Here is a 22271-nt window from a genome sequence, read left to right as displayed (position 1 = left end):
CTCCCGTACTGCCGGAGGGCCGCACCCGCGTCGGGTGCGGCCCTCCGGCCTGTCCGGCACGGGTCCGGCCAGGTGCCGGACCTGTGCCCGGACACCCCCTAGGGGTGTTCGGCGCCCTCTTCGAGCCTCTGGCCCCGGAGCAGGAACCAGGCCGCGACCGCCGTCGCCAGCAGGACGGCCGCGCCGGCCCCGGCCGCGATGCGCAGGCCCTCGACGAAGGCGTCCTGCGCGGTGGTGACCAGCGCCCCGGCCGTCGCGTCCGGCAGGCCGGCGGAGGCCTCCACCGCGCCGCCCAGCGACTCGTGCGCGGCCGCCGCCGTGTCGGCGGGGACGCCCGGCGGGGTGACGAAGTCGCTGTAGACGCCGGTCACCACGGAGCCGAGGAGCGCGATGCCGAGCGCCGCGCCGAGTTCGTACGCCGTCTCGGAGACGGCCGACGCGGCCCCCGCCTGCTCGCGCGGGACGCTCGACAGGATGACGTCGGCGGTCACGGTGAACGCGAAGCCCGCGCCGACCCCGACGACCAGCAGGGACACGCCGAGCATCGGGTAGCCCGTGGAGCGGTCGAGCAGGGTCAGCGCGGCGAGCGCCAGGCCCACGGCGGCGAGGCCGCCCGACACCACGGACCGCACCGAGAAGCGCCGGGCCACATGACCGGCGATCAGACCGGTCGTCACCGCGCCGAGAGCGGCGGGCAGTTCGGCGAGGCCCGCCTCCAGCGGGGAACGTCCCTGGACGAGCTGGAGGAACTGGGAGAGGAAGAACACCAGTCCCGACAGGCCCAGGATGGTCAGCAGATCGGCGAGCACCGCGCCGGAGAAGCCCCGGTGGTGGAACAGCCGCATGTCGAGCAGCGGTGCGGCGAGCCGGAGCTGGCGCCGTACGAACCAGGCCAGCGCGGCCGCGCCGATGACGGCGGCGGCGGCCGTACCGAGGTGGAGCCCGTGCGCGGCGGCCTCCTTGACCGCGTACACGACGCCGATCATGCCGACGAGCGACAGCGCGACGCTGGGCAGGTCCCAGGGTCCGGGCGCGGGGTTCTTCGACTCGGGGATGTACCGCATGCCGACCAGGACGAGCACGGCCATGACCGGCAGGTTGATCAGGAAGACCGAGCCCCACCAGAAGTGCTCCAGCAGGAAGCCGCCGACGACCGGGCCCACCGCCGCGCCGGCGGACGCCATGGCGCCCCAGATGCCGATGGCGAGGCTGCGCTCGCGCGGGTCGTGGAACAGGTTGCGGATGAGCGCCAGCGTGGAGGGCATGAGGGTCGCGCCGGCGACGCCGAGCAGCGCACGGGCGAGGATCATCATCTCGGGGCTGGTGGCGTACGCGTTGAGGACGGAGACGGCACCGAAGGCGGTGGCCCCGGTCAGCAGCAGCTTCTTGCGGCCGATGCGGTCGCCGAGACTGCCCATGGAGACGAGGAGCCCGGCGATGACGAAGGAGTAGACGTCGCCGATCCACAGCAACTGGGTGCCGGTCGGCCGGAGGTCCTCGCTGAGGAACGGTGTCGCCAGGCCGAGCACGGTGGCGTCGACGGCCACCAGCAGCACGGCGAGGACCAGTACGGCGAGTGCCAGCCACCGGCCCGGGCGGCGCAGGACCTCCGCTTCCCTGGTGGGCTGATCGGTACGGGTCATCTCTCCACGCTCCTGCGTGCTCCGCCGAGCAGCAGCTCGGCGATCATGTACTGGTAGTCCTTGGCGGCGACCCGCCCGTCCTGCACGGCCCAGGCACAGGTGCCGATGAGCCCGTAGAGCGCCTCGGTGAGCCAGGCGGGCGTGAGGTCGATCCGGAACTCGCCCTCCTCCTGGCCGCGCCGGAAGAGCGCGGCCACGCGGGCGTCGAGGCGGGCCCAGCCCTCGTTCATCTGGTCGCCCTCGAAGAGCTGGTTCTCGGTGACGAGGAACGCAAGCAGCCCGGCGACCGGCTCCAGTCCGGCGATCAGCCGGCGCAGTGCCGCCTCGGCGGTGCCGTCCTCGAACCGGGCGGCGTCGATGGCCGCCTCGAACTCCTGGATCCCGAGCGCCTCCAGGGCCCTGACCAGCGCGTCCCGTCCGGCGAAGTGCCGGTGAAGGGTCGCGCGGCCGATGCCGGCGGCGCGGGCGACCTCGTCCATGGTGGCGGTCGCCTTGCGGGAGAGGAGGGCGGCGGCGGTGCGCAGCACCTGCTCACGGTCGACTGTCATGAGACAACCATAACCCACGTGAGACATCAACGTCTCATTCGGGATCCGATCGACTCGCCTGATACGCCGACGGCGCGGTCCCTCAGGCCACACGCCCGTACGCCACCGGCTCCGGCCCGCTCCCGCTGCGGCCCCGAACGCACCGAAGGCCCCTCGCGGGGCCTTCGGTGGGTGCTGGGAAAGCGCGGCACGCGCGATCGCGCGCAAGGTGCCGCCGCGCCGTTACCGCTTGGCAGTGGCCCAGGCGCGCTGGATCACGAGGTCGGCCTTGAGCTCGGCGAGCTGGGTGGCGACGGCGGAGGGGGCCGTGCCGCCCCGGCCGCTGCGGGAGGCGAGGGCGCCGGGGACGTCCAGGACCGTCCGCACCTCGGGGGTGAGGTGCTCGGAGATCTTGGCGAACTGCTCGTCGGTGAGCTGGTCCAGCTCAATGCCGTGCGCCTCGCACTCCTTGACGCACTCACCGGCGACCTCGTGCGCCACCCGGAACGGCACACCCTGCTTGACCAGCCACTCCGCGATGTCGGTGGCGAGCGAGAAGCCCGCCGGGGCCAGCTCCTCCATCCGCTCGCGGTTGACGGTGAGCGTGGCCATCATGCCGGTGAAGGCGGGCAGCAGGACCTCGAGCTGGTCGCAGGAGTCGAAGACCGGCTCCTTGTCCTCCTGGAGATCGCGGTTGTACGCGAGCGGGAGCGCCTTCAGGGTCGCCAGCAGGCCCGTGAGGTTGCCGATCAGCCGCCCCGACTTGCCGCGCGCGAGCTCGGCGATGTCCGGGTTCTTCTTCTGCGGCATGATCGACGAGCCGGTGGAGAAGGCGTCGTGCAGGGTCACGAAGGAGAACTCCTTCGTGTTCCAGATGATGACCTCCTCCGCGATCCGGGAGAGGTTCACCCCGATCATCGCGGTGATGAACGCGAACTCGGCGACGAAGTCGCGCGAGGCCGTGCCGTCGATGGAGTTGCCCGCGCTGCCGTTCTCGAAGCCCAGGTCCTTGGCGACCGCCTCCGGGTCCAGCCCGAGCGACGAGCCGGCGAGGGCGCCGGAGCCGTACGGGGAGACCGCCGTCCGCTTGTCCCACTGGCGCAGCCGCTCCGCGTCCCGGGAGAGCGACTGCACATGGGCGAGCACATGGTGGGCGAAGAGCACGGGCTGGGCGTGCTGGAGGTGCGTACGCCCCGGCATGGCGACGTCCGGGTGGGCGTCGGCCAGGCCCACCAGGGCGTCCTGGAGGTCGGCGAGCAGCCCGCCGATGATCCGGGCGTGGTCGCGCAGGTACATCCGGAACAGCGTGGCCACCTGGTCGTTGCGGGACCGGCCCGCGCGCAGCTTGCCGCCGAGGTCGGGGCCGAGCCGCTCCAGCAGCCCCCGCTCCAGCGCCGTGTGGACGTCCTCGTCGGCGATGGTGCCGGTGAAGGAGCCGTCCGCGACGTCGGCCTCCAGCCGGTCGAGGCCCGCCAGCATGCGCGTCAGCTCGTCGGCGGTCAGCAGCCCGGCCTTGTGCAGGACGCGGGCGTGGGCGCGGGAGCCGGCGATGTCGTACGGCGCGAGGCGCCAGTCGAAGTGCACGGACGCGGACAGCTTGGCCAGTGCCTCGGCGGGACCGTCGGCGAAGCGGCCGCCCCAGAGCCGGACGTCACCGTTGTTGCTGCTCACTGCTTCAAGCTCCTCAAGGCCGGGGAAGTACGACGCCTCCCCGCCCACGGGGAACGGGGAGGCGGCTGTCGAACGAGCGGGGTCAGGTCAGGTCACGCTTGGCGGCGATCTTCGACGAGAGCGCGAAGATGTCGATGAAGCCCTGCGCCTTGGACTGGTCGAAGGTGTCGCCCGAGTCGTACGTGGCCAGGTTGAAGTCGTACAGGGACTCGTCCGACTTCCGGCCGGTGACGACGGCGCGGCCGCCGTGCAGGGTCATCCGGATGTCACCGGAGACGTGCTGGTTGGCCTCGTTGATGAAGCCGTCCAGGGCCCGCTTGAGCGGCGAGAACCACAGGCCGTCGTAGACCAGCTCGCCCCAGCGCTGCTCGACCTGCCGCTTGTAGCGGGCCAGCTCGCGCTCGACCGTGACGTTCTCCAGCTCCTGGTGGGCGGTGATCAGGGCGATCGCGCCGGGGGCCTCGTAGACCTCGCGGGACTTGATGCCGACCAGCCGGTCCTCGACCATGTCGATCCGGCCGATGCCCTGGGCGCCGGCCCGCTCGTTGAGCTGCTGGATGGCCTGGAGGACGGTGACGGGCTTGCCGTCGATGGCGACCGGGACGCCCTCCTTGAAGGTGACGACCACCTCGTCGGGCTCACGGGGGGTGGCCGGGTTCGAGGTGTACTCGTAGATGTCCTCGATCGGCGCGTTCCAGATGTCCTCGAGGAAGCCGGTCTCGACGGCCCGGCCGAAGACGTTCTGGTCGATGGAGTACGGGGACTTCTTGGTGGTCGCGATCGGCAGCTCCGCCTTCTCGGCGAACGCGATGGCCTTGTCGCGGGTCATCGCGTAGTCCCGGACCGGGGCGATGCACTTCAGGTCGGGACCGAGGGCCTGGATGCCGGCCTCGAAGCGGACCTGGTCGTTGCCCTTGCCGGTGCAGCCGTGGGCGACGATCGAGGCGTCGTGCTTCCTGGCGGCGGCGACCAGGTGCTTGACGATCGCGGGCCGGGAGAGCGCCGAGACCAGCGGGTAGCGGTCCATGTAGAGGGCGTTGGCCTTGATCGCCGGGAGGCAGTACTCGTCGGCGAACTCGTCCTTGGCGTCCGCGACCTCGGCCTCGACCGCACCGCAGGCGAGCGCGCGCTTGCGGATGACGTCCAGGTCCTCGCCGCCCTGGCCGACGTCCACGGCGACGGCGATGACCTCGGCACCCGTCTCCTCGGCGATCCAGCCGATGGCGACGGAGGTGTCCAGTCCGCCCGAGTAGGCGAGTACGACGCGCTCGGTCACGGGTTTCTCCTTACGGTGCATTCACTGACAGGTATAACTATGCAGACCGCCGTATGTTTTGTCAACGCGGGTCCCGGTGGTCCGGGAGGCGGGTGACGCGGGGGCCGGTGGGCCGGGGAGGGGCGCGCGGACCGGCCGTGGGGCCCGGCCCCGTTCGGCCGCGCGCGGCGGGCGGGAGGGGGGCGGCGGGCGTACGGTCCGGGCATGCGCCGCCCAGGTCCCGCCTTCGCCGCCGTTCTCGCGTCCGCCCTCGCCGCCGTCCTCGTGGCCGTCCTGCCGCCGGTCCCGGTCGCCGCCGCCGGGGAGGGTCCGCCGCTGCCCGCGCGGATGGCGGACACGGGGGGCGGTACGCAGCTGATCACGGCCGTCGCGCCCCGCGCCGGGGCCACCCACGGGAGGGTGAGCTGGTGGGACCGGCGCGGCGGGCGGTGGGTGCGGGCGGGTTCGGCGGCGGCGCGGTTCGGGGCGAACGGGCTGGTCGAGGGCGGCCGGCGGCGCCAGGGCACGTCGACCACGCCGACGGGTCTGTACGCGCTGCCGTACGCCTTCGGCATCGACGCCCGCCCGGCGGGCACGGGGGTGCGGTACCGGCGCGTGACGCGGGAGTCCTGGTGGTGCCAGGACAACCGGTCACGCGCCTACAACCGCTGGGTGGAGGGCCTGCCTCCCGACTGCCGGGCCGGGGAGGCGGAGCACCTCGTCACCTACGGGCGGCGCTACGCCCACGCCCTGGTGATCGGATTCAACTACGACCGTCCGGTACGCGGCCGGGGCGCGGGCATCTTCCTGCACGTGGCGGGGCGCGGGCCGACGGCGGGCTGCGTGGCCGTTCCGGCCCGCGCCATGCGCCGGATCCTCACCTGGGCGGACCGCTCCCGCCGCCCGCACATCGCGATCGGCACGGAGTCGGGCGCGACCGCCGTCACCCGGTACTGACCCGGTGGTCGGGGCCGGGTGCCGGGCCGGTCACCGCTCCTTCTGCGCCAGCCGCAGCAGGTGGTCCGCGAGGGCCTGGCCGCCCGCGGGGTCGCGGGAGATGAGCAGCAGGGTGTCGTCACCGGCGATGGTGCCGAGGATGGCGTGCAGTTCGGCCTGGTCGATGGCCGACGCGAGGAACTGGGCCGCGCCCGGGGGCGTCCGCAGGACCACCAGGTTGGCGGAGGCCTCGGCGGAGATCAGCAGCTCGCCCGAGAGGCGCCGCATCCGCTCCTCCTTGGCCGACTCGCCGAGCGGGGCCTGCGGGGTGCGGAAGCCGCCCTCGCTGGGCACCGCGTAGATGAGTTCGCCGCCCGTGTTGCGGATCTTCACGGCGCCCAGCTCGTCGAGGTCCCGGGAGAGCGTCGCCTGGGTGACGCTCAGCCCGTCGTCGGCGAGGAGCTTCGCGAGCTGGCTCTGGGACCGCACCGGCTGCCGGTTGAGGATGTCCACGATCCGGCGGTGGCGTGCCGTCCGGGTCTGCGGGACGGACGGCCCCCCGTGGTCGAGGTCCTGCGCGTCGGTCATCGTCGTCTCATTCTCCGGCTCGTCCTTCCCCGTTCACGCTGCTGAGGACGCCGGGCAGGGCCCGGAGGAAGGCGTCCACCTCGTCGTCACCGATGACGAGCGGCGGCATGAGCCGTACGACATCGGGAGCGGGCGCGTTCACCAGGAGGCCGGCGTCCTGAGCCGCCTGCTGCACCTGAGGCGCGAGGGGCTCGGTGAGCACGATACCCAGCAGCAGGCCCGCACCACGGACGTGGGAGACCAGCGAGTGGTCCAGGGCCTCGATTCCGGCGCGCAGCCTCTCGCCGAGGCGCTTGACCTCGTCGAGGGCGGAATCGGCGGCGAGGGTGTCGAGTACGGCGAGTCCGGCGGCGCACGCGACGGGGTTCCCGCCGAACGTCGTGCCGTGGTGGCCGGGCTTCAGCAGGTCGGCCGCCGGGCCGAACGCGATCGTCGCGCCGATGGGCAGGCCGCCGCCCAGGCCCTTGGCGAGGGTGACGACGTCCGGCTCGACGCCGTGCGCCTGGTGCTCGAACCAGTGGCCGCACCGCCCGATGCCGGTCTGCACCTCGTCGAGGACGAGCAGCGCGCCGGTCGCGCGGGTGATCTCCCGGGCGGCCTTCAGATAACCGGGCGGCGGGACGACGACGCCGATCTCGCCCTGGATGGGCTCGATGACGACGAACGCCGTCCGGTCGGTGACGGCGGCGCGGAGCGCGTCGACGTCCCCGTACGGCACATGGGTGACGTCGCCGGGCAGCGGCAGGAACGGCTCCTGCTTGCCGGGCTGGCCGGTGAGGGCCAGGGCGCCCATGGTGCGGCCGTGGAAGCCGCCGGTGGTGGCGACCATGTGGGTGCGGCCGGTCAGCCGTCCGATCTTGAAGACGGCCTCGTTGGCCTCGGCGCCCGAGTTGCAGAAGAAGACCCGCCCGGGCCGGCCGAGGAGCTGGAGCAACCGCTCGGCGAGGGCGACGGGCGGCTCGGCGACGAAGAGGTTGGAGACGTGGCCGAGGGTGCCGATCTGCCGCGAGACGGCCTGGACGACGGCGGGGTGGGCGTGACCGAGGGCGTTGACGGCGATGCCGCCGACGAAGTCGAGGTACTCGGTGCCGTCCGCGTCCCACACCTTGGCGCCCTCGCCCCGGACGAGGGGGAGCCGGGGCGTGCCGTAGTTGTCCATCAGCGCGCCTTGCCAGCGCTGGGTCAGTTCCTGGTTCGTCACTGCGGTCCCCCTGGTCCGTCCGGCACGACCATCGTGCCGATGCCCTCGTCGGTGAAGATCTCCAGCAGGATCGAGTGCTGTACGCGCCCGTCGATGACGCGCGCGGTGGTGACGCCGTTGCGCACGGCGTGCAGGCAGCCCTCCATCTTGGGGACCATGCCGCTGGAGAGCTCGGGCAGCAGCTTCTCCAGCTCGGTGGCGGTGAGCCGGCTGATGACCTCGTCGCTGTGGGGCCAGTCCTCGTACAGGCCCTCGACGTCGGTCAGCACCATCAGAGTCTCGGCGCCCAGCGCCGCAGCGAGTGCCGCAGCCGCCGTATCAGCATTGACGTTGTAGACATGTCCGTCGTCCTGGGAACGTGCGATCGAGGAGACGACCGGGATGCGGCCGTTGTCCAGCAGTGCTTGGATGGCGCCGGTGTCGATCTCGGTGATCTCACCGACGCGGCCGATGTCGACGAGCTCGCCGTCGATGCGCGGCCGGTACTGCGTGGCGGTGATGGTGTGCGCGTCCTCGCCGGTCATGCCGACGGCGAACGGGCCGTGCTGGTTGAGCAGTCCGACGAGCTCGCGCTGGACCTGTCCGGCGAGCACCATCCGTACGACGTCCATCGCCTCGGGCGTGGTGACGCGGAGGCCGGCCTTGAACTCGCTGGCCAGGCCGTGCTTGTCGAGCTGGGCGCTGATCTGGGGACCGCCGCCGTGGACGACGACCGGCTTGAGGCCGGCGTGCCGGAGGAAGACGACGTCCTGGGCGAACGCGGCCTTCAGCTCCTCGTCGACCATGGCGTTGCCGCCGAACTTGATGACGACGGTCTTGCCGTGGTGGCGCGTCAGCCAGGGCAGCGCCTCGATGAGGATCTGCGCCTTGGGCAGGGCGGTGTGCTTGCGTGTGGTGCTCATGAGCTGTACGCGCTGTTCTCGTGGACGTAGTCGGCGGTGAGGTCGTTGGTCCAGATGACGGCGGACGCGGACCCGGCCGCCAGGTCGGCGGTGATCTTCACTTCGCGGTACCGCATGTCGACGAGGTCGCGGTCCTCGCCGACCGAGCCGTTCTTGCAGACCCAGACGCCGTTGATGGCGACGTTGAGCCGGTCGGGCTCGAAGGCGGCCTTCGTGGTGCCGATGGCGGACAGGACGCGGCCCCAGTTGGGGTCCTCGCCGTGGATGGCGCACTTGAGGAGGTTGTTGCGGGCGATGGAGCGGCCCACCTCGACGGCGTCGTCCTCGCTCGCCGCGTTGATCACCTCGACGCGGATGTCCTTGGACGCGCCCTCGGCGTCGCCGATGAGCTGGCGGCCGAGGTCGCCGCAGACCTGCGTCACGGCCTCGGCGAAGTCGTCGTGGTCCGGGGTGATGCCGGAGGCGCCGGAGGCGAGCAGCAGGACGGTGTCGTTGGTGGACATGCAGCCGTCGGAGTCGACCCGGTCGAAGGTGACGCGGGTGGCGTCGCGGAGCGCCTTGTCGAGCGCGGCGGCGTCGACGTCGGCGTCGGTGGTGAGGACGACGAGCATGGTGGCGAGACCGGGGGCGAGCATGCCGGCGCCCTTGGCCATGCCGCCGACGGTCCAGCCGTCCTTGGTGACCACGGAGGTCTTGTGGACGGTGTCGGTGGTCTTGATGGCGATGGCGGCCTTCTCGCCGCCGTGCTCGGACAGTTCCCCGGCGGCCTTCTCGACGCCGGGAAGCAGCTTGTCCATGGGCAGGAGCACGCCGATGAGTCCGGTGGAGGCGACGGCGACCTCGCCGGCGCCGATGTCGAGGACCTCCGCGACCTTCTCGGCGGTGGCGTGGGTGTCCTGGAAGCCCTGGGGGCCGGTGCAGGCGTTGGCGCCGCCGGAGTTGAGAACGACGGCCCGCAGCTCGCCGGTCTTCAGGACCTGCTCGGACCACAGGACGGGGGCGGCCTTGACGCGGTTGGAGGTGAACACGCCCGCGGCGGCGCGGCGGGGCCCGTTGTTGACCACGAGGGCCAGGTCCGGGTTGCCGTTCGCCTTGATCCCGGCCGCGATGCCCGCGGCCGTGAATCCCTTCGCTGCCGTGACGCTCACTGTGCTTCTCCGTTCGCTGCTGCGCCCGCGCACGGTGGTGCGGGCATCGTCGTCGTCCGCGGCCCGGTCGCCGCGTGTTCCGCCCCGGCCACCACGGGGAGGCGTCCCGGGCTCACGGTGCGACTCCGGTCGTGGAAAGACCCGTGTCCTCGGGGAGCCCGAGGGCGATGTTCATGCTCTGCACCGCGCCGCCGGCGGTGCCCTTGGTGAGGTTGTCGATGGCGCTGATCGCGATGACGCGGCCGGCCGCCGGGTCGAGGGCGATCTGGACCTGTACGGCGTTGGAGCCGTACACGGACGACGTCGCGGGCCACTGCCCCTCGGGGAGGAGGTGGACGAACGGCTCGTCGGCGTACGCCTTGGTGTAGGCGGCCCGGACGTCCTCGGCGGTGGTGCCCGGCTTCGCCCTGGCGCTGCACGTGGCGAGGATGCCGCGGGCCATCGGGGCGAGGGTGGGGGTGAAGGAGACGGTGACGGGCTCCCCTGCGACCCCGCCGAGGTTCTGCATCATCTCGGGGGTGTGGCGGTGGCCGCCGCCGACGCCGTACGGGCTCATGGAACCCATGACCTCGGAGCCGAGCAGGTGCGGCTTGAGCGCCTTGCCCGCGCCGGAGGTACCGGTCGCGGCGACGACCACCGCCTCCGGCTCGACGAGGCCGCCCGCGTACGCGGGGTAGAGCGCGAGGGACACGGCGGTGGGGTAGCAGCCCGGCACCGCGATGCGCTTGGTCCCCTCCAGCGCGGCGCGGGCACCCGGCAGCTCGGGGAGGCCGTAGGGCCAGGTCCCGGCGTGCGCGGAGCCGTAGAACCGCTCCCAGTCGGCGGCGTCCTTCAGCCGGAAGTCGGCGCCCATGTCGATGACCAGGACGTCGTCGCCGAGCTGCTCGGCGACCGCGGCGGACTGTCCGTGCGGAAGGGCGAGGAAGACCACGTGGTGGCCGGCGAGGACCTCGGCGGTGGTCGGTTCGAGGACGCGGTCGGCGAGCGGCGGCAGGTGGGGCTGGAGCGGGCCGAACGTCTGGCCCGCGTTGGAGTGACCGGTCAGGGCGCCGATCTCCACCCGGGGGTGGCCGAGGAGCAGCCGGAGCACCTCTCCGCCCGCGTACCCGCTCGCACCCGCCACTGCTGCTCGTACTGCCACTGGACCCTCCTCGTCGATGGCATGACTATACGCATCTTCGCAGTTTTATGCAACGTTTCCGTGTGCCTGCCGGCATGGGCGGGCACGGGCGCGCCCGCGCGGGGAGCGGGGAGCGCCGGCGGCGGCGCTGACGGACTTCTCGGGCGTTCGGCGGCCACAACGCCTCGTTGACGTTCACGCGTTGAGGGGACGGTACGGACGGTAATATCCGCTGCCTCAGCGATTCGGCGCGAGCAGGAGCACGACGATGGCAGCGAACCCGGTGGCCGGTGTACTCGCCCGTGTGGCGGACGTGATCCGGGACGTGCCTGCCGACCGGAGCGGTGCGCTGTGGCGCCTCGCGGAGGACAGCCGTCAGCTCGACGCCAATGTGGTGCGCCTGGCCGCCGGCTCCCGGGTCGCCGCGCACGTCGAGCCGGACCTGGACGTGCTGGTCTATGTGGTGGACGGCACCGGGCGGCTCGGCACCCCGGAGGGTGAGCTCCCGCTGGAGGCGGGGTGCGTGGTGTGGCTGCCGCGCGGCTCGCGGCGCGGGATGGCGGCCGGGCCGGAGGGGCTGACGTACCTGACGGCACACCGCCGCCGGCCGGGGCTCTCCATCCGGTCCGCCCCCGGTGCCCCGGCGGAGGACCGGGCGGACGACGGTGACCGGGCGGGCGGCGAGGCCGTGTGCCTGCTCGGCCGGGTGTGCCCGGAGTGCGGGCGGCTCGCCCCCGACGAGTCCGGCGTCCGCTTCTGCGGGCGCTGCGGGAGCCGGCTGCCGGACGCCTGACCGGCTACTTCTTCACGGCCCGCAGCACGACGAACTTCGGGTCGGCCGCCACGACCTCGGAGTTGCCGAAGACGCGGCGCAGCGTCACGTGGTAGCCGAGGTGCCGGTTGCCGACCACCCACAGCTCGCCGCCGTCGCGCAGCGCGCGCCGGGCGTCGGAGAACATCCGGCGGGCCGTGACGTCGGTCATGGCCTGGTGACTGTGGAAGGGCGGGTTGTTCAGCACCAGGTCGACGGAGCCGGCCGGGACGTCCGCGAGTCCGTCGCCGACCAGGAACTCGGCGTCGCCGCCGGGCGGGCCGCTGCTCCGGTACGTCTCCTCGGCCGACGCGACCGCCTGGTACGACTCGTCGGTGAACAGGAGCCGCGCCCCCGGGTCGGCGAGCGCCACGGCGAGGCCCACCACCCCGTTGCCGCAACCCAGGTCGACGACCCGGGAGCCGCCGAGGCCGCGCGGCAGGTGCTGGAGGAAGAACCGGGTGCCGATGTCCAGGCGGTCGGCGCAGAAGACGCCGGCGTGGTTGACGACGGTCCGGCCCGCGACGGGCGCCGGGGCGTCGTCGGGGAGGGCGTAACGGAGCGGCCAGGGGCTCGGGGTGCGCGGGAGCGCGGGGTCCGGCGTGCACAGGACGAGCCGGGCCTTCTTGACCGCCAGGGACGTGGGGGCGGGGCCGATGATCCGCTCGAAGAGCCGGAGCGTGGAGGTGTGGATCTCCTTGACCATGCCGGTGCCGACGACGACCGTCCCGGCGTGCACGGCCGGGGCGAGGCGGTGCAGCAGGTCCTCCAGGAGCGCCAGGCTCTTGGGGACCCGGACGAGCAGCACGTCGATGCGCTCGGGCGGGGCGTCCCGGGTGGTCAGCAGCCGCACGGCGCCGGGGTCGACGCCGTTGCGGGCGAGGTTGGCGCGGGTGGCCTCGCGCGCGAGGTACGAGTCGGTGATCTGGACGACCCGCCCGGGGTGGTGCCCGGCGAGCGAGGTGGCCAGGGCGCCCCACCGGTCACCGGCCACGACCACGGTGCCGGTGTCCGGGAGCGGTGTTCCGGCGAGGTGTCCCAGCAGGTACTCGTCGGCGGCGTCCCAGGCGCGCAGCCGGTCGCGCGGGTCCTCGGGGAAGCGGGCGAGTTCGTACGCGCCCCATGACGTGGTCAGACGGTTCATTGTCCGCCCAGGCTAGCCGGTGGGGCGGGGGCCGCCGGAACCGGAGCGCGCCCTCCAGCGGTCCGGGACGTCGAGCGGCGCGAACGCGTGCTGCCGGACACGCTCGTTGCCCCCTCAACGACCGGCACCCGACCGGCTTCCTCCGGGTGACACGGACCACACCTGCGGACGTAGACTCCCCCTACGGAACGACAAACAGGGCGAAATGCCGCAAGGAGGTCACTCGATGCACGCGATCGTGGGCGACACATTGCTGGTGCACGGCAGGGTCGTGGGCCAGCACGACCGGACCGCCGAGGTCATCGAGGTGCTCGGGCCGGACGGCACTCCCCCGTACCGCGTCCGCTTCGACGACGGTCACGAGGCCGTGATGTCCCCGGGCCCCGACAGCGTCGTACGCCACAAGGAGCCCGGTTAGCCGTCCGGCACGATCGGCGAGACGCTCCCTAGTCCGGCGGACGGGCCGGGGTCGGGTAGTGGTCGGCCACCACCCGGGCCATCGCGCCGATACGGTCCGCCACGACCTCCTTGGCCGAGAAGAAGACATGCCCCCGCACCCGCGGGTACTCCCCCGCGAGCGTGAGGTGGCGTGACAGTTCGGCCGGGTCCTGCCAGGCCGCCGGCTGGGCGGGGTCACCGGCCTTGTACAGCGCCTCCCCGACGTACAGCTCGACGCCCGTGCCCCGCGCCACGTCGTCCCACCAGGGCACCAGCGTGGCGTAGTCGGCGGCGGCGAAGCCGATGTGCCAGTAGAGCTGCGGCACCACGTAGTCGATCCAGCGCTCCTTGACCCACTTGCGGGTGTCGGCGTGCAGGTGGTCGTAGGTCTGGACGCCCGCCCGGGTGTCCGAGCCCAGCGGGTCGGCGGCGCGGTTGCGCCACACGCCGAAGGGGCTGATCCCGAACCGTACGTCCCGGTCGATGTCCCGGATCCCCTCGGACATCTCCCGCACCAGCCGGTCGATGTTGTCGCGCCGCCACGCGGCCTTGTCCGGGAAGCCGGCCCCGTGGGCGGCGTAGGTGTCGTCGTCGGCGAAGGCCTGGCCCGCGACCGGGTAGGGGTAGAAGTAGTCGTCGAAGTGCACGGCGTCGATGTCGTAGCGGCGTACGGCGTCGAGCATGGCGTCCTGGACGAACCGCCGCACCTCCGGCAGCCCCGGGTCGTAGTACAGCTTCCCGCCGTACGGCAGCACCCAGTCCGGGTGGACCCGGGCCGGGTGGCCCTCCGCCAGCCGGGCCGGGTCCGTGTGGTTGGCCACCCGGTACGGGTTGAACCAGGCGTGCAGCTCCAGGCCCCGCGCGTGCGCCTCGGCCACCGCCGTGCCCAGCGGGTCCCAGCCCGGGTCCCGGCCCTGGACGCCGGTGAGCCACTGCGACCAGGGCTCGTACGGCGAGGGCCACAGCGCGTCGGCGGTGGGGCGCACCTGGAACACCACCGCGTTCAGCCGCCGCTCCACCGCGGCGTCGAGGAACGCCAGCAGCTCGGCGCGCTGCCGGTCGGCCGGGAGGCCCGGCTTGGAGGGCCAGTCGCGGTTGGCGACGGTCGCCAGCCACATCCCGCGGAACTCCCGGCCGGCCCGCCGCCTGCCGTGCTTCCCGTGCTTCCCGTGCTTCCCGTGTTTGTCGTGCTTCCCGTGGCCCTGGCCGTGCTCGCGGCCGGACCGGGCCGCCGCGCCCGCGTCCGCCGCCGTCCACAGCGAGGCCGCCGCTCCGATCACGGCCGCCGCCAGGCTCCGTCTACCGATATGCCGCATTCATATGCCCCTTACCGGTGGGTTGTCCCGTTGTCTCCCCGTCCCCGCAGAGCATGCCCGCCCCGGAGCGGCCTCCACCCGCGCGAACGGAGTAACGTCGTGGGGTCGAGGCGGGCGCCGGAATCACACGGGGGACCTGCCGCAGGGAAGATCAGCGAAAGGCACGATGTGACCGACATCGAACGCGTCGGAGTGGTGGGCTGCGGCCAGATGGGCGCGGGCATCGCGGAGGTGTGTGCCCGTAGCGGCCTGGAGGTCAAGGTCGCCGAAACCACCGGCGAGGCCCTGGAGATCGGCCGTACCCGGCTGTACAACTCCCTCTCCAAGGCCGCCCAGCGGGGCAAGATCACCGAGGAGGAGCGCGACGCGACGCTCGCCCGGCTCAGCTTCACCACCGATCTCGGCGAGTTCGCCGACCGTGACCTGGTCGTCGAGGCGGTCGTCGAGAACGAGCAGGTGAAGACCGAGATCTTCCAGGTCCTCGACCAGGTCGTGACCCGCCAGGACGCGATCCTCGCCTCGAACACCTCCTCCATCCCGCTGGTGAAGCTGGCCGTGGCGACGTCCCGCCCCGACCAGGTCATCGGCATCCACTTCTTCAACCCGGCCCCGGTGCAGCAGCTCGTCGAGCTGATCCCGGCACTGACCACCTCCGAGGGCACGATCAGCCGCTCCCAGGCCGTGGTGGAGAAGGTGCTCGGCAAGCACGCGATCCGCGCCCAGGACCGCTCCGGCTTCGTCGTGAACGCGCTGCTGATCCCCTACCTCCTCTCCGCGATCCGGATGTTCGAGTCGGGCATCGCCAGCCGCGAGGACATCGACAACGGCATGGAGATGGGCTGCGCCCACCCCATGGGGCCGCTGAAGCTCGCCGACCTCATCGGCCTCGACACGGTCCACTCGGTCGCGGACTCGATGTACGCCGAGTACAAGGAGCCGCTGTACGCCGCTCCCCCGCTGCTCCAGCGCATGGTGGACGCGGGGCGCCTCGGCCGTAAGACGGGATCGGGCTTCTACCCCTACGGTTCGTGACGCTGAGCGACGAACTTTCGCACGGGGTGTGCGGAGCGTGTGCGCATATGCCCTGCGCACACGCTCCCCGCGCTCCCGTCACGGGGGTTGACTCGGTACCGCTCAGTCGACCAAGAGGAGCGGAGAACCGTGACCACCGATCCCGAACACTTAACGGCCGTCGAGGAGTTCGCAGAGCTGCGCCGCTGTCTCGACGTCGGGCTCGCCCGGATCGACGGGCAGCTCGCGCTGCTCGCCCAGCGCAACGGCCAGATCGACCGTGAACTGACCGGTCTGGCCGCGCGCGTGGCGGCACTGGAGCAGGCCAAGTGGCCGCTGCCCGCCGTTTCCGCGTGCACCGCCGTGGGCGCGCTGGCGGTGGCGGTGTGGCAGGCGCTCGGCCACTGACCCGGGCGACCGCCGTCAGCCGAGCCGGAGATGGTGCAGCATCAGCAGCCCGGCCGCCATGTTGGCGGCCGGGACCTCACCCCGGGCGATCATGTCCGGGACGAGTTTCAGCGGTATCCACTCGCGGCGGGACGACTCGAAGTCGTCCTGGGGGTGGCCCACGTACGTGGCGTCGTCCGCCCAGTAGAGGTGGTGGCGGGCGTCGGTGAGGCCGTTGGACGGTTCGACGGTCAGGAGGTGGTGCAGGGGGCCCGGGCGCCACCCGGTCTCCTCCTCCATCTCCCGGGCTGCCGCCGCGGCGACGTCCTCGCCGTCCTCGACGACCCCGGCGGCGAGTTCCCAGCCCCAGCTATCGGTGATGAAACGGTGCCGCCACAGCATCAGCACCTCGTTGGCCGCGTTGACGGCCGTCGCCACGGCCACCGGGCGGAGCCGGATGAGGAAGTGCTCCAGGTGCCGGCCGTCGGGGAGTGCGACGTCCGCGAGGTTGACCTTGAACCAGCGGTTCTCATAGATGGTTTGTTCGCTCAGGTTCGTCCACTGCACTTTTCTGCCACCTTCCGACAAGTAGGTGGCAATATCGCAGCAGGCCCTGGGACCGTGCGGAACGTCGCACGGCAAGGTCACAGCGGCACGCGCAGCGCCCCGTCGATGAGCCCGGCCGCCTCCTCGGCATCACTGCATCCGCTCGCCACCAGGTGTTCGCGCACCTCGCGCAACCGGTCCCGCAGCCGTTGCGACTCCATCCCGCGCGCCCGTTCGGCCATCTCGGCCGCCGTCACCGCCGCCCGGTCCGCCTCGCCCTGCCGCAGTTCGATCTGGCTCAGCATGGCGAGCCGGTGCACACGCCCCCGGTCGTGCGCCGGTGTGCGCACCGCCGCCGCCGCGTGCTCCCGCGCCCCGTCCAGATCGCCCAGGCTCAGCAGGGCCTCGGCGACCTGCACGTTGACCAGCCCTGGCTGGACGTAGCCGGTCTCGTCCGGCTCGTGGCCCGGCCGGATGCGCTCCGCGTCCGCCTCCGCCCGCCGGATGCATCTCAGCGCGCCGGACCCGTCGCCCAGGTGCGCGTACGCCTTGGCCTGCATCGCGTACAGGTCCGCGGCGAGCGCCGGGGTGATCTGCCGTCCCGCGGTGCGCAGCGCGGCCTCCGCGAACGCCACCGCCTGCCGGTACTCCCCCATGAACAGCGACTGGTTGACCAGCAGGGCGATCACATAACCGCCGAGCCCCCGGTCGCCGCTCGCCTTCGCCAGCCGCAGCGCCTGGTGGAAGTACCGCTGGGCGAGGCCGTGCGCGTCGGAGTCGTACGCGCAGATGCCGGCGACCGCGACCAGTCCGCCGGTCGCGCGGTGCAACTGGCGGCCCAGCGCGTCGCTGTAGCCGCCGCGCAGCAGCGGCGCGGTCTCCGCGTTGAGGAAGCCGACGATCCGGGCGCGGGTGGCGATGCCGCCCGCCCGGCGGTACATCAGCTCGTAGTGGGCGCGGGCCGCGCGCAGCATGGTGATGTCGGACAGGCTCACCCGGGTCTGGCCGTCGCGCGAGACGTCGGCGTCCTCGGGCGGGTTCTCCCACTCCCACACGGGCATCACGGCCGGGGTGCCGGTCACCGCCGGTGCGCCCAGGACGTGCGGCCGCTGCTGCTCGTCGGAGCGCCACAGCGCGGTGGCCCGCTCCACGAAGCCGGACAGCGGCGAGCCGTGCGCGGCGGCGGCCTCGCCGGGGACGCCCAGCCCGATGTCGTCCAGGGTGACGGGGCGGCGCAGCCGGGCGCCCAGCACCTCGCAGATCAGGTCCGGGACCTGGCCGCGCGGCCGCTGGCCCTTCAACCAGCGCGCCACCGCGGTGTGTTCGTACCGCAGCGCCAGGCCGCGCGCCCGTCCGGCCTGGTTCACGTGGGCGGCCAGGCCCGCGTGCGAGATCCCCGCCTCGTCGAGCAGGGCGTCGAGCAGGGTGTTGGGCTGCATGGGCCCCTCCGGTGACTCGGTGTGCCCAGACTAGTGGAGTCGGGTTCGCACGGGGTGTGAACGGAATGCCCGTATCCGTACTCCGCGCGCGCTGCCGCCGGGCGCCCGGCGCCGGTTGACTGGGCGGTCTCTCACAGAGGCGGCCGGGCCGCCGGCTCCCCCTCGAACAGTGCGGCGGCCCGCAGGAGCGTCGTCCGTCCTGCCTGATCTGCCCGACACTCCGCGGCAGGGCGGACGGCGCCGGCCGCACCGCCATGTCCCCGACGGACGCGACCGATGGGAGGGCACAGGACGGGTACGGCGCGGCCCCGGGTCCGCGCCGTACCCGTACGACCGTCGCGCACGGCCGATCACGTCCACGCCGCCGGGGAGACGCCCGGCGGTACCCGCGCCCCCGGCCCTACGGCGTCCGGTCCGGGCACGCGTGAGGGGCACGGCCCGTGGTCCCGGCCGTGCCCCTCCTCGTGCGTACGGGCGTCAGGCGCCGCGCAGCACCGCGCCGGTCCGCTCGGCGGCCACGGCCACCGCGGCGTCACGGGCGGCCGAGGCCTCCTCGACGGTCAGCGTGCGGTCGGCCGCCCGGAACCGCAGGGCGTACGCCAGGGACTTCTTGCCCTCGCCGATCTGCTCGCCCTCGAAGACGTCGAACAGCCGGATGGACTCCAGCAGTTCACCGGCGCCCTCGCGCAGCGCGCTGCCCACCTCGGCGGACGGCACCTGCCGGTCCACGACCAGGGCGACGTCCTGCGTGGCGACCGGGAACGCCGAGATCCGCGGCGCGCGCACGGCACCGGCCGAGGCCCGCTCGACGGTGTCGAGGTCCAGCTCCATCGCGCACGTACGGGCGGGCAGGTGCAGCGCCTTGATGACGCGCGGGTGCAGCTCGCCGGCGTGGCCGACGACCCGCTCCTCGCCGTCCACCACCACGGCCAGCTCGGCGCAGCGGCCCGGGTGCCACGGCCCGTACTGGCCCTGACGCACGATCAGCTCGGTGCCGGCCTCGCGGGCGACGGTCCGGGCGGCCTCGACGGCGTCGGCCCAGTCGGACGGGCGGCCACCGCCCCACCAGCCCGCCTGCTCGCGCGCCCCGGCCAGGACGACGGCGGCGTGCCGCGGCTGCTCGGGCAGGACGGCGTTGACGCCGGCGATCTCCTCGTCGGTCGGGCGCCGGTCGACGGGCAGCCGCACCGCGACGCCCTGCTCCCGGGCGGCCCTGAAGACCAGGCCGGTCTCGAAGAGCGCCAGGTCGTGGCTGCCGCGGCCGTCGTTGCGGCGCAGCGCGCCGAGCAGGCCCGGCAGCAGCGTCGTGCGGAGCGCGGGCTCCTCGTCGGAGAGCGGGTTGACGAGGGTGACGACCTCGCGGCACGGGTCGTCCGCCGGGATGTCGAGCTGGTCGAGGACCTGCTCGCCGATGAACGGGTAGTTCAGCGCCTCGACGTACCCGGCACCCGCCAGGGCGCGGCCCACGCGGCGGTGGGTGCGCTGGCGCTCGGTGAGCCCGCGGCCGGCCGGGGGCCTGGGGAGCGTGGAGGGCAGGTTCTCGTACCCCTCGAGCCGGATGACCTCTTCGGCGAGGTCGTTGGGCTCGTTGAGGTCGGGACGCCAGGACGGGACGGTGACGACCAGCTCGTCCTGCCCGTACACGTCGCAGCCGACCTCCTGGAGGCGGCGGACGACGGTCTCCCGGCCGTACGCCACGCCGGCGACGCGGTCGGGGTGGTCGGCGGGCATCGTGATCGTGCGCGGCGCGGACGGCGCGAGGACCTCGGTGACGCCGGCCTCGGCGGTGCCGCCCGCGAGGAGGACCAGCAGGTCGACGGTGCGCTGCGCGGCGGCGGCCGCGGCCTGCGGGTCGACACCGCGCTCGAAGCGCTTGGACGCCTCCGAGGACAGCTTGTGGCGGCGCGCGGTGCGGGCGATGGAGATCGCGTCGAAGTGCGCGGCCTCGATGACCACCTCGGTGGTGCCGCGGACCTCGCCGGTCTCCGGGTCGGTCTCGGAGTCGGCGATCTCGGTGTTGGCGCCGCCCATGACGCCCGCGAGGCCGATGGGGCCGCGGTTGTCGGTGATGAGCAGGTCGGCCGGGTCGAGGACGCGGACCGTGCCGTCGAGGGTGGTGAGCTTCTCGCCGGGCTCGGCGCGGCGGACCCCGATGGGGCCGTCGAGCCGGGAGCGGTCGTAGGCGTGCAGCGGCTGGCCGAGCTCCAGCATCACGTAGTTGGTGATGTCCACGGCGAGGGAGATCGGGCGCATGCCGGCCTTCTGGAGGCGGCGCTGGAGCCAGATCGGGGAGCGGGCCTCCGGGTCGAGGCCGACGACGGTGCGCGCGGTGAAGCGGTCGCAGCCGATCGGGTCGGAGACCTTGACCAGGTAGCCGTAGGAGTTGGGCGCGGGCACGTCGAGGAGAGCCGGGTCGCGCAGCGGCAGGCCGTAGGCGGTGGCGACCTCGCGGGCGATGCCGCGCATCGACAGGCAGTAGCCGCGGTCGGGCGTGACGGCGATGTCGAGGACCTCGTCGTACAGCTCCAGCAGCTCGGTGGCGTCGATGCCGACCTCGTACTCCGGCGGGAGGACGATGATGCCGTGGGAGCCGTCGTCGCCCATGCCCAGCTCGTCGCCGGAGCAGATCATGCCGCGCGAGACCTTGCCGTACGTCTTGCGCTCGGCGATCCGGAAGTCGCCGGGGAGGACGGCGCCGGGCAGGGCCACGACGACCTTGTCGCCCTCGGCGAAGTTCCGGGCGCCGCAGATGATCTCCTGCGGCTCGCCGGTGCCGTTGGCGCCGCCGACGTCGACGGTGCAGAAGCGGATCGGCTTCTTGAACTCGGTCAGTTCCTCGATGGTGAGGACCTTGCCCACCACGAGCGGGCCCGTCAGGCCGGCGCCGAGCCGCTCGACGGTCTCGACCTCCAGCCCGGCCGACACCAGCTTGGCCTGTACGTCACGGCCGGTCTCCGTCGCCGGCAGGTCGACGTACTCCCGCAGCCACGAAAGCGGGACCCGCATCAGATCTCCATCCCGAACGGCCGGGTGAACCGGACGTCACCCTCGACCATGTCTCGCATGTCTTCGACGTTGTGGCGGAACATCAGCATCCGCTCGATGCCGAACCCGAAGGCGAACCCGCTGTACTTCTCGGGGTCCACGCCGCAGGCGGTGAGCACCTTGGGGTTGACCATGCCGCAGCCGCCCAGCTCGATCCAGCCCTCGCTGCCGCAGGTGCGGCAGGGCCGGTCCACGTCGCCGACGGACTCGCCGCGGCACACGTAGCAGAGCATGTCCATCTCGGCGGACGGCTCGGTGAACGGGAAGAAGTTCGGGCGCAGCCGGGTCTTCATGTCCGGGCCGAAGAGCGCCTGGACCATGTGGTCCAGGGTGCCCTTGAGGTCCGCCATGGTCAGGCCCTCGTCGACGGCCAGCAGCTCGATCTGGTGGAAGACCGGGGTGTGCGTGGCATCGAGCTCGTCGGTGCGGTAGACGCGGCCGGGGCACACCACGTACACGGGCGGCTCGCGGTCGATGAGCGTGCGGGCCTGCACCGGGGAGGTGTGGGTGCGCAGCACGATGCCGGACTCGTCGCCCGTCGTGGCCTCGCCGTCGGAGGAGGTGCCCCGGACGAAGAAGGTGTCCTGCATCTGGCGCGCCGGGTGGTCCGGCACGAAGTTCAGGGCGTCGAAGTTGAACCACTCCGCCTCGACCTCGGGGCCTTCGGCGACCTCGTAGCCCATGGAGACGAAGACGTCCGCGACGCGCTCCATGAGGGTGGTCAGCGGGTGGCGGGCGCCGGCCGGGGTGCGGTCGTGGGGCAGGGTGACGTCCACCGCCTCCTCGACGAGCACGCGCGCGTCGCGCTCCGCCTCCAGCTCGGCCTGCCGGGCGGCCAGTGCCTTGTTCACGGCACCCCGGGCCTGCCCCACGCGCTTGCCGGCCTCGGCCTTGGCGTGCGGCGGCAGGGCGCCGATCTCCCGGTTGGCGAGCGCGAGCGGCGAGGTGGGGCCGGTCTGGGCGACCTTGGCCTCGTGCAGCGCGTCGAGGTCGCCGGCGGCCGCGAAGGCGGCGAGCGCCTCGTCCCGCATGCGCTCGATCTCTTCCGGTTTCAGTGCCTCGACCTCGACTGGGTCGTACGACTTGTTCGGTGCCGACATCTCTTCCCGTACTTCCGATGGGCTGGCTGGGGCCCCCGCTCGA

Annotated in this window: 20 protein-coding genes; 5 read left to right on the top strand and 15 right to left on the bottom strand. The window is 72.9% G+C overall.

Annotated elements, in window-relative coordinates:
- Nucleotides 1–98 precede the first annotated feature (98 nt).
- The 4 genes from ACZ7LK_RS23290 to ACZ7LK_RS23275 all read right to left on the bottom strand — a co-directional run bounded on the left by ACZ7LK_RS23290 (nt 99) and on the right by ACZ7LK_RS23275 (nt 5117).
- Nucleotides 99–1643, bottom strand: a complete 1545-nt coding sequence (locus ACZ7LK_RS23290; protein WP_392275898.1) for an MFS transporter — start codon at nt 1641–1643, stop codon at nt 99–101.
- Nucleotides 1640–2191 (bottom strand): TetR/AcrR family transcriptional regulator, encoded by a 552-nt coding sequence (locus ACZ7LK_RS23285; protein WP_392275897.1) that lies wholly within the window; start codon nt 2189–2191, stop codon nt 1640–1642. The genes ACZ7LK_RS23290 and ACZ7LK_RS23285 overlap by 4 nt, the downstream gene beginning before the upstream one ends.
- A gap of 222 nt (nt 2192–2413) precedes the next feature.
- Nucleotides 2414–3841 carry an argininosuccinate lyase gene (gene argH / locus ACZ7LK_RS23280; RefSeq protein ID WP_392275896.1) on the bottom strand — a complete coding sequence of 476 codons (1428 nt, stop codon included), beginning with the start codon at nt 3839–3841 and terminating at the stop codon, nt 2414–2416.
- Nucleotides 3842–3923: 82 nt separating this feature from the next.
- Nucleotides 3924–5117 carry an argininosuccinate synthase gene (locus ACZ7LK_RS23275; protein ID WP_469462256.1) on the bottom strand — a complete coding sequence of 398 codons (1194 nt, stop codon included), beginning with the start codon at nt 5115–5117 and terminating at the stop codon, nt 3924–3926.
- A gap of 204 nt (nt 5118–5321) precedes the next feature.
- Between ACZ7LK_RS23275 and ACZ7LK_RS23270 the strand changes: the two genes are divergently transcribed.
- Complete coding sequence (locus ACZ7LK_RS23270; protein WP_392275894.1) at nt 5322–6053, top strand: L,D-transpeptidase family protein; 732 nt, start codon at nt 5322–5324, stop codon at nt 6051–6053.
- Nucleotides 6054–6083: 30 nt separating this feature from the next.
- Here ACZ7LK_RS23270 and ACZ7LK_RS23265 read toward each other — a convergent pair whose 3' ends face one another.
- From ACZ7LK_RS23265 to argC, 5 genes are all read right to left on the bottom strand, one after another.
- Nucleotides 6084–6620, bottom strand: a complete 537-nt coding sequence (locus ACZ7LK_RS23265; protein WP_392275893.1) for an arginine repressor — start codon at nt 6618–6620, stop codon at nt 6084–6086.
- Between the two features lie 7 nt (nt 6621–6627).
- A complete protein-coding gene (locus ACZ7LK_RS23260; protein WP_471143252.1) occupies nt 6628–7779 on the bottom strand; it encodes an acetylornithine transaminase in 1152 nt (383 codons plus the stop codon).
- A gap of 38 nt (nt 7780–7817) precedes the next feature.
- On the bottom strand, nt 7818–8723 hold the full coding sequence (gene argB / locus ACZ7LK_RS23255) for an acetylglutamate kinase (RefSeq protein ID WP_392275892.1): 906 nt from the start codon (nt 8721–8723) through the stop codon (nt 7818–7820).
- Complete coding sequence (gene argJ, locus ACZ7LK_RS23250; protein ID WP_392275891.1) at nt 8720–9871, bottom strand: bifunctional glutamate N-acetyltransferase/amino-acid acetyltransferase ArgJ; 1152 nt, start codon at nt 9869–9871, stop codon at nt 8720–8722. The genes argB and argJ overlap by 4 nt, the downstream gene beginning before the upstream one ends.
- Before the next feature lie 112 nt (nt 9872–9983).
- Nucleotides 9984–11012, bottom strand: a complete 1029-nt coding sequence (argC, locus tag ACZ7LK_RS23245; RefSeq protein ID WP_471143061.1) for an N-acetyl-gamma-glutamyl-phosphate reductase — start codon at nt 11010–11012, stop codon at nt 9984–9986.
- Nucleotides 11013–11259: 247 nt separating this feature from the next.
- On the opposite strand from argC, the gene ACZ7LK_RS23240 reads away from it, so the two are divergent.
- Nucleotides 11260–11784 carry a hypothetical protein gene (locus ACZ7LK_RS23240; protein ID WP_392275889.1) on the top strand — a complete coding sequence of 175 codons (525 nt, stop codon included), beginning with the start codon at nt 11260–11262 and terminating at the stop codon, nt 11782–11784.
- A gap of 4 nt (nt 11785–11788) precedes the next feature.
- Here the strand turns inward: ACZ7LK_RS23240 and ACZ7LK_RS23235 are convergent, their stop codons facing one another.
- Nucleotides 11789–12946, bottom strand: coding sequence for a methyltransferase (locus ACZ7LK_RS23235; RefSeq protein ID WP_392275888.1), 1158 nt, complete (start codon nt 12944–12946; stop codon nt 11789–11791).
- 226 nt (nt 12947–13172) lie between these two features.
- Here ACZ7LK_RS23235 and ACZ7LK_RS23230 point away from each other — a divergent pair, with 226 nt between their 5' ends.
- Nucleotides 13173–13364, top strand: coding sequence for a DUF1918 domain-containing protein (locus ACZ7LK_RS23230; RefSeq protein ID WP_392275887.1), 192 nt, complete (start codon nt 13173–13175; stop codon nt 13362–13364).
- Between the two features lie 28 nt (nt 13365–13392).
- Here ACZ7LK_RS23230 and ACZ7LK_RS23225 read toward each other — a convergent pair whose 3' ends face one another.
- Nucleotides 13393–14700 (bottom strand): glycoside hydrolase family 10-like protein, encoded by a 1308-nt coding sequence (locus ACZ7LK_RS23225; RefSeq protein ID WP_469462249.1) that lies wholly within the window; start codon nt 14698–14700, stop codon nt 13393–13395.
- A 168-nt stretch (nt 14701–14868) separates the two neighbouring features.
- On the opposite strand from ACZ7LK_RS23225, the gene ACZ7LK_RS23220 reads away from it, so the two are divergent.
- Both ACZ7LK_RS23220 and ACZ7LK_RS23215 read left to right on the top strand, forming a co-directional pair.
- Entirely contained in the window at nt 14869–15732 is an 864-nt protein-coding gene (locus ACZ7LK_RS23220) for a 3-hydroxybutyryl-CoA dehydrogenase (RefSeq protein WP_392275885.1), read from the top strand.
- 129 nt (nt 15733–15861) lie between these two features.
- Nucleotides 15862–16119, top strand: coding sequence for a hypothetical protein (locus ACZ7LK_RS23215; protein WP_392275884.1), 258 nt, complete (start codon nt 15862–15864; stop codon nt 16117–16119).
- Between the two features lie 15 nt (nt 16120–16134).
- Here the strand turns inward: ACZ7LK_RS23215 and ACZ7LK_RS23210 are convergent, their stop codons facing one another.
- From ACZ7LK_RS23210 to pheS, 4 genes are all read right to left on the bottom strand, one after another.
- On the bottom strand, nt 16135–16665 hold the full coding sequence (locus ACZ7LK_RS23210) for an NUDIX domain-containing protein (protein WP_392275883.1): 531 nt from the start codon (nt 16663–16665) through the stop codon (nt 16135–16137).
- Nucleotides 16666–16742: 77 nt separating this feature from the next.
- Entirely contained in the window at nt 16743–18083 is a 1341-nt protein-coding gene (locus tag ACZ7LK_RS23205; protein WP_392275882.1) for a transcriptional regulator, read from the bottom strand.
- A gap of 477 nt (nt 18084–18560) precedes the next feature.
- Nucleotides 18561–21089, bottom strand: coding sequence for a phenylalanine--tRNA ligase subunit beta (gene pheT, locus ACZ7LK_RS23200; protein WP_392275881.1), 2529 nt, complete (start codon nt 21087–21089; stop codon nt 18561–18563).
- Entirely contained in the window at nt 21089–22228 is a 1140-nt protein-coding gene (pheS, locus tag ACZ7LK_RS23195; protein WP_392275880.1) for a phenylalanine--tRNA ligase subunit alpha, read from the bottom strand. Before pheS ends, pheT begins: the two co-directional genes overlap by 1 nt.
- Between the last annotated feature and the right edge of the window lie 43 nt (nt 22229–22271).

It is taken from the genome of Streptomyces sp. NPDC039423, from assembly GCF_055598725.1.
This window is presented reverse-complemented; position numbering and strand designations above follow the sequence as displayed.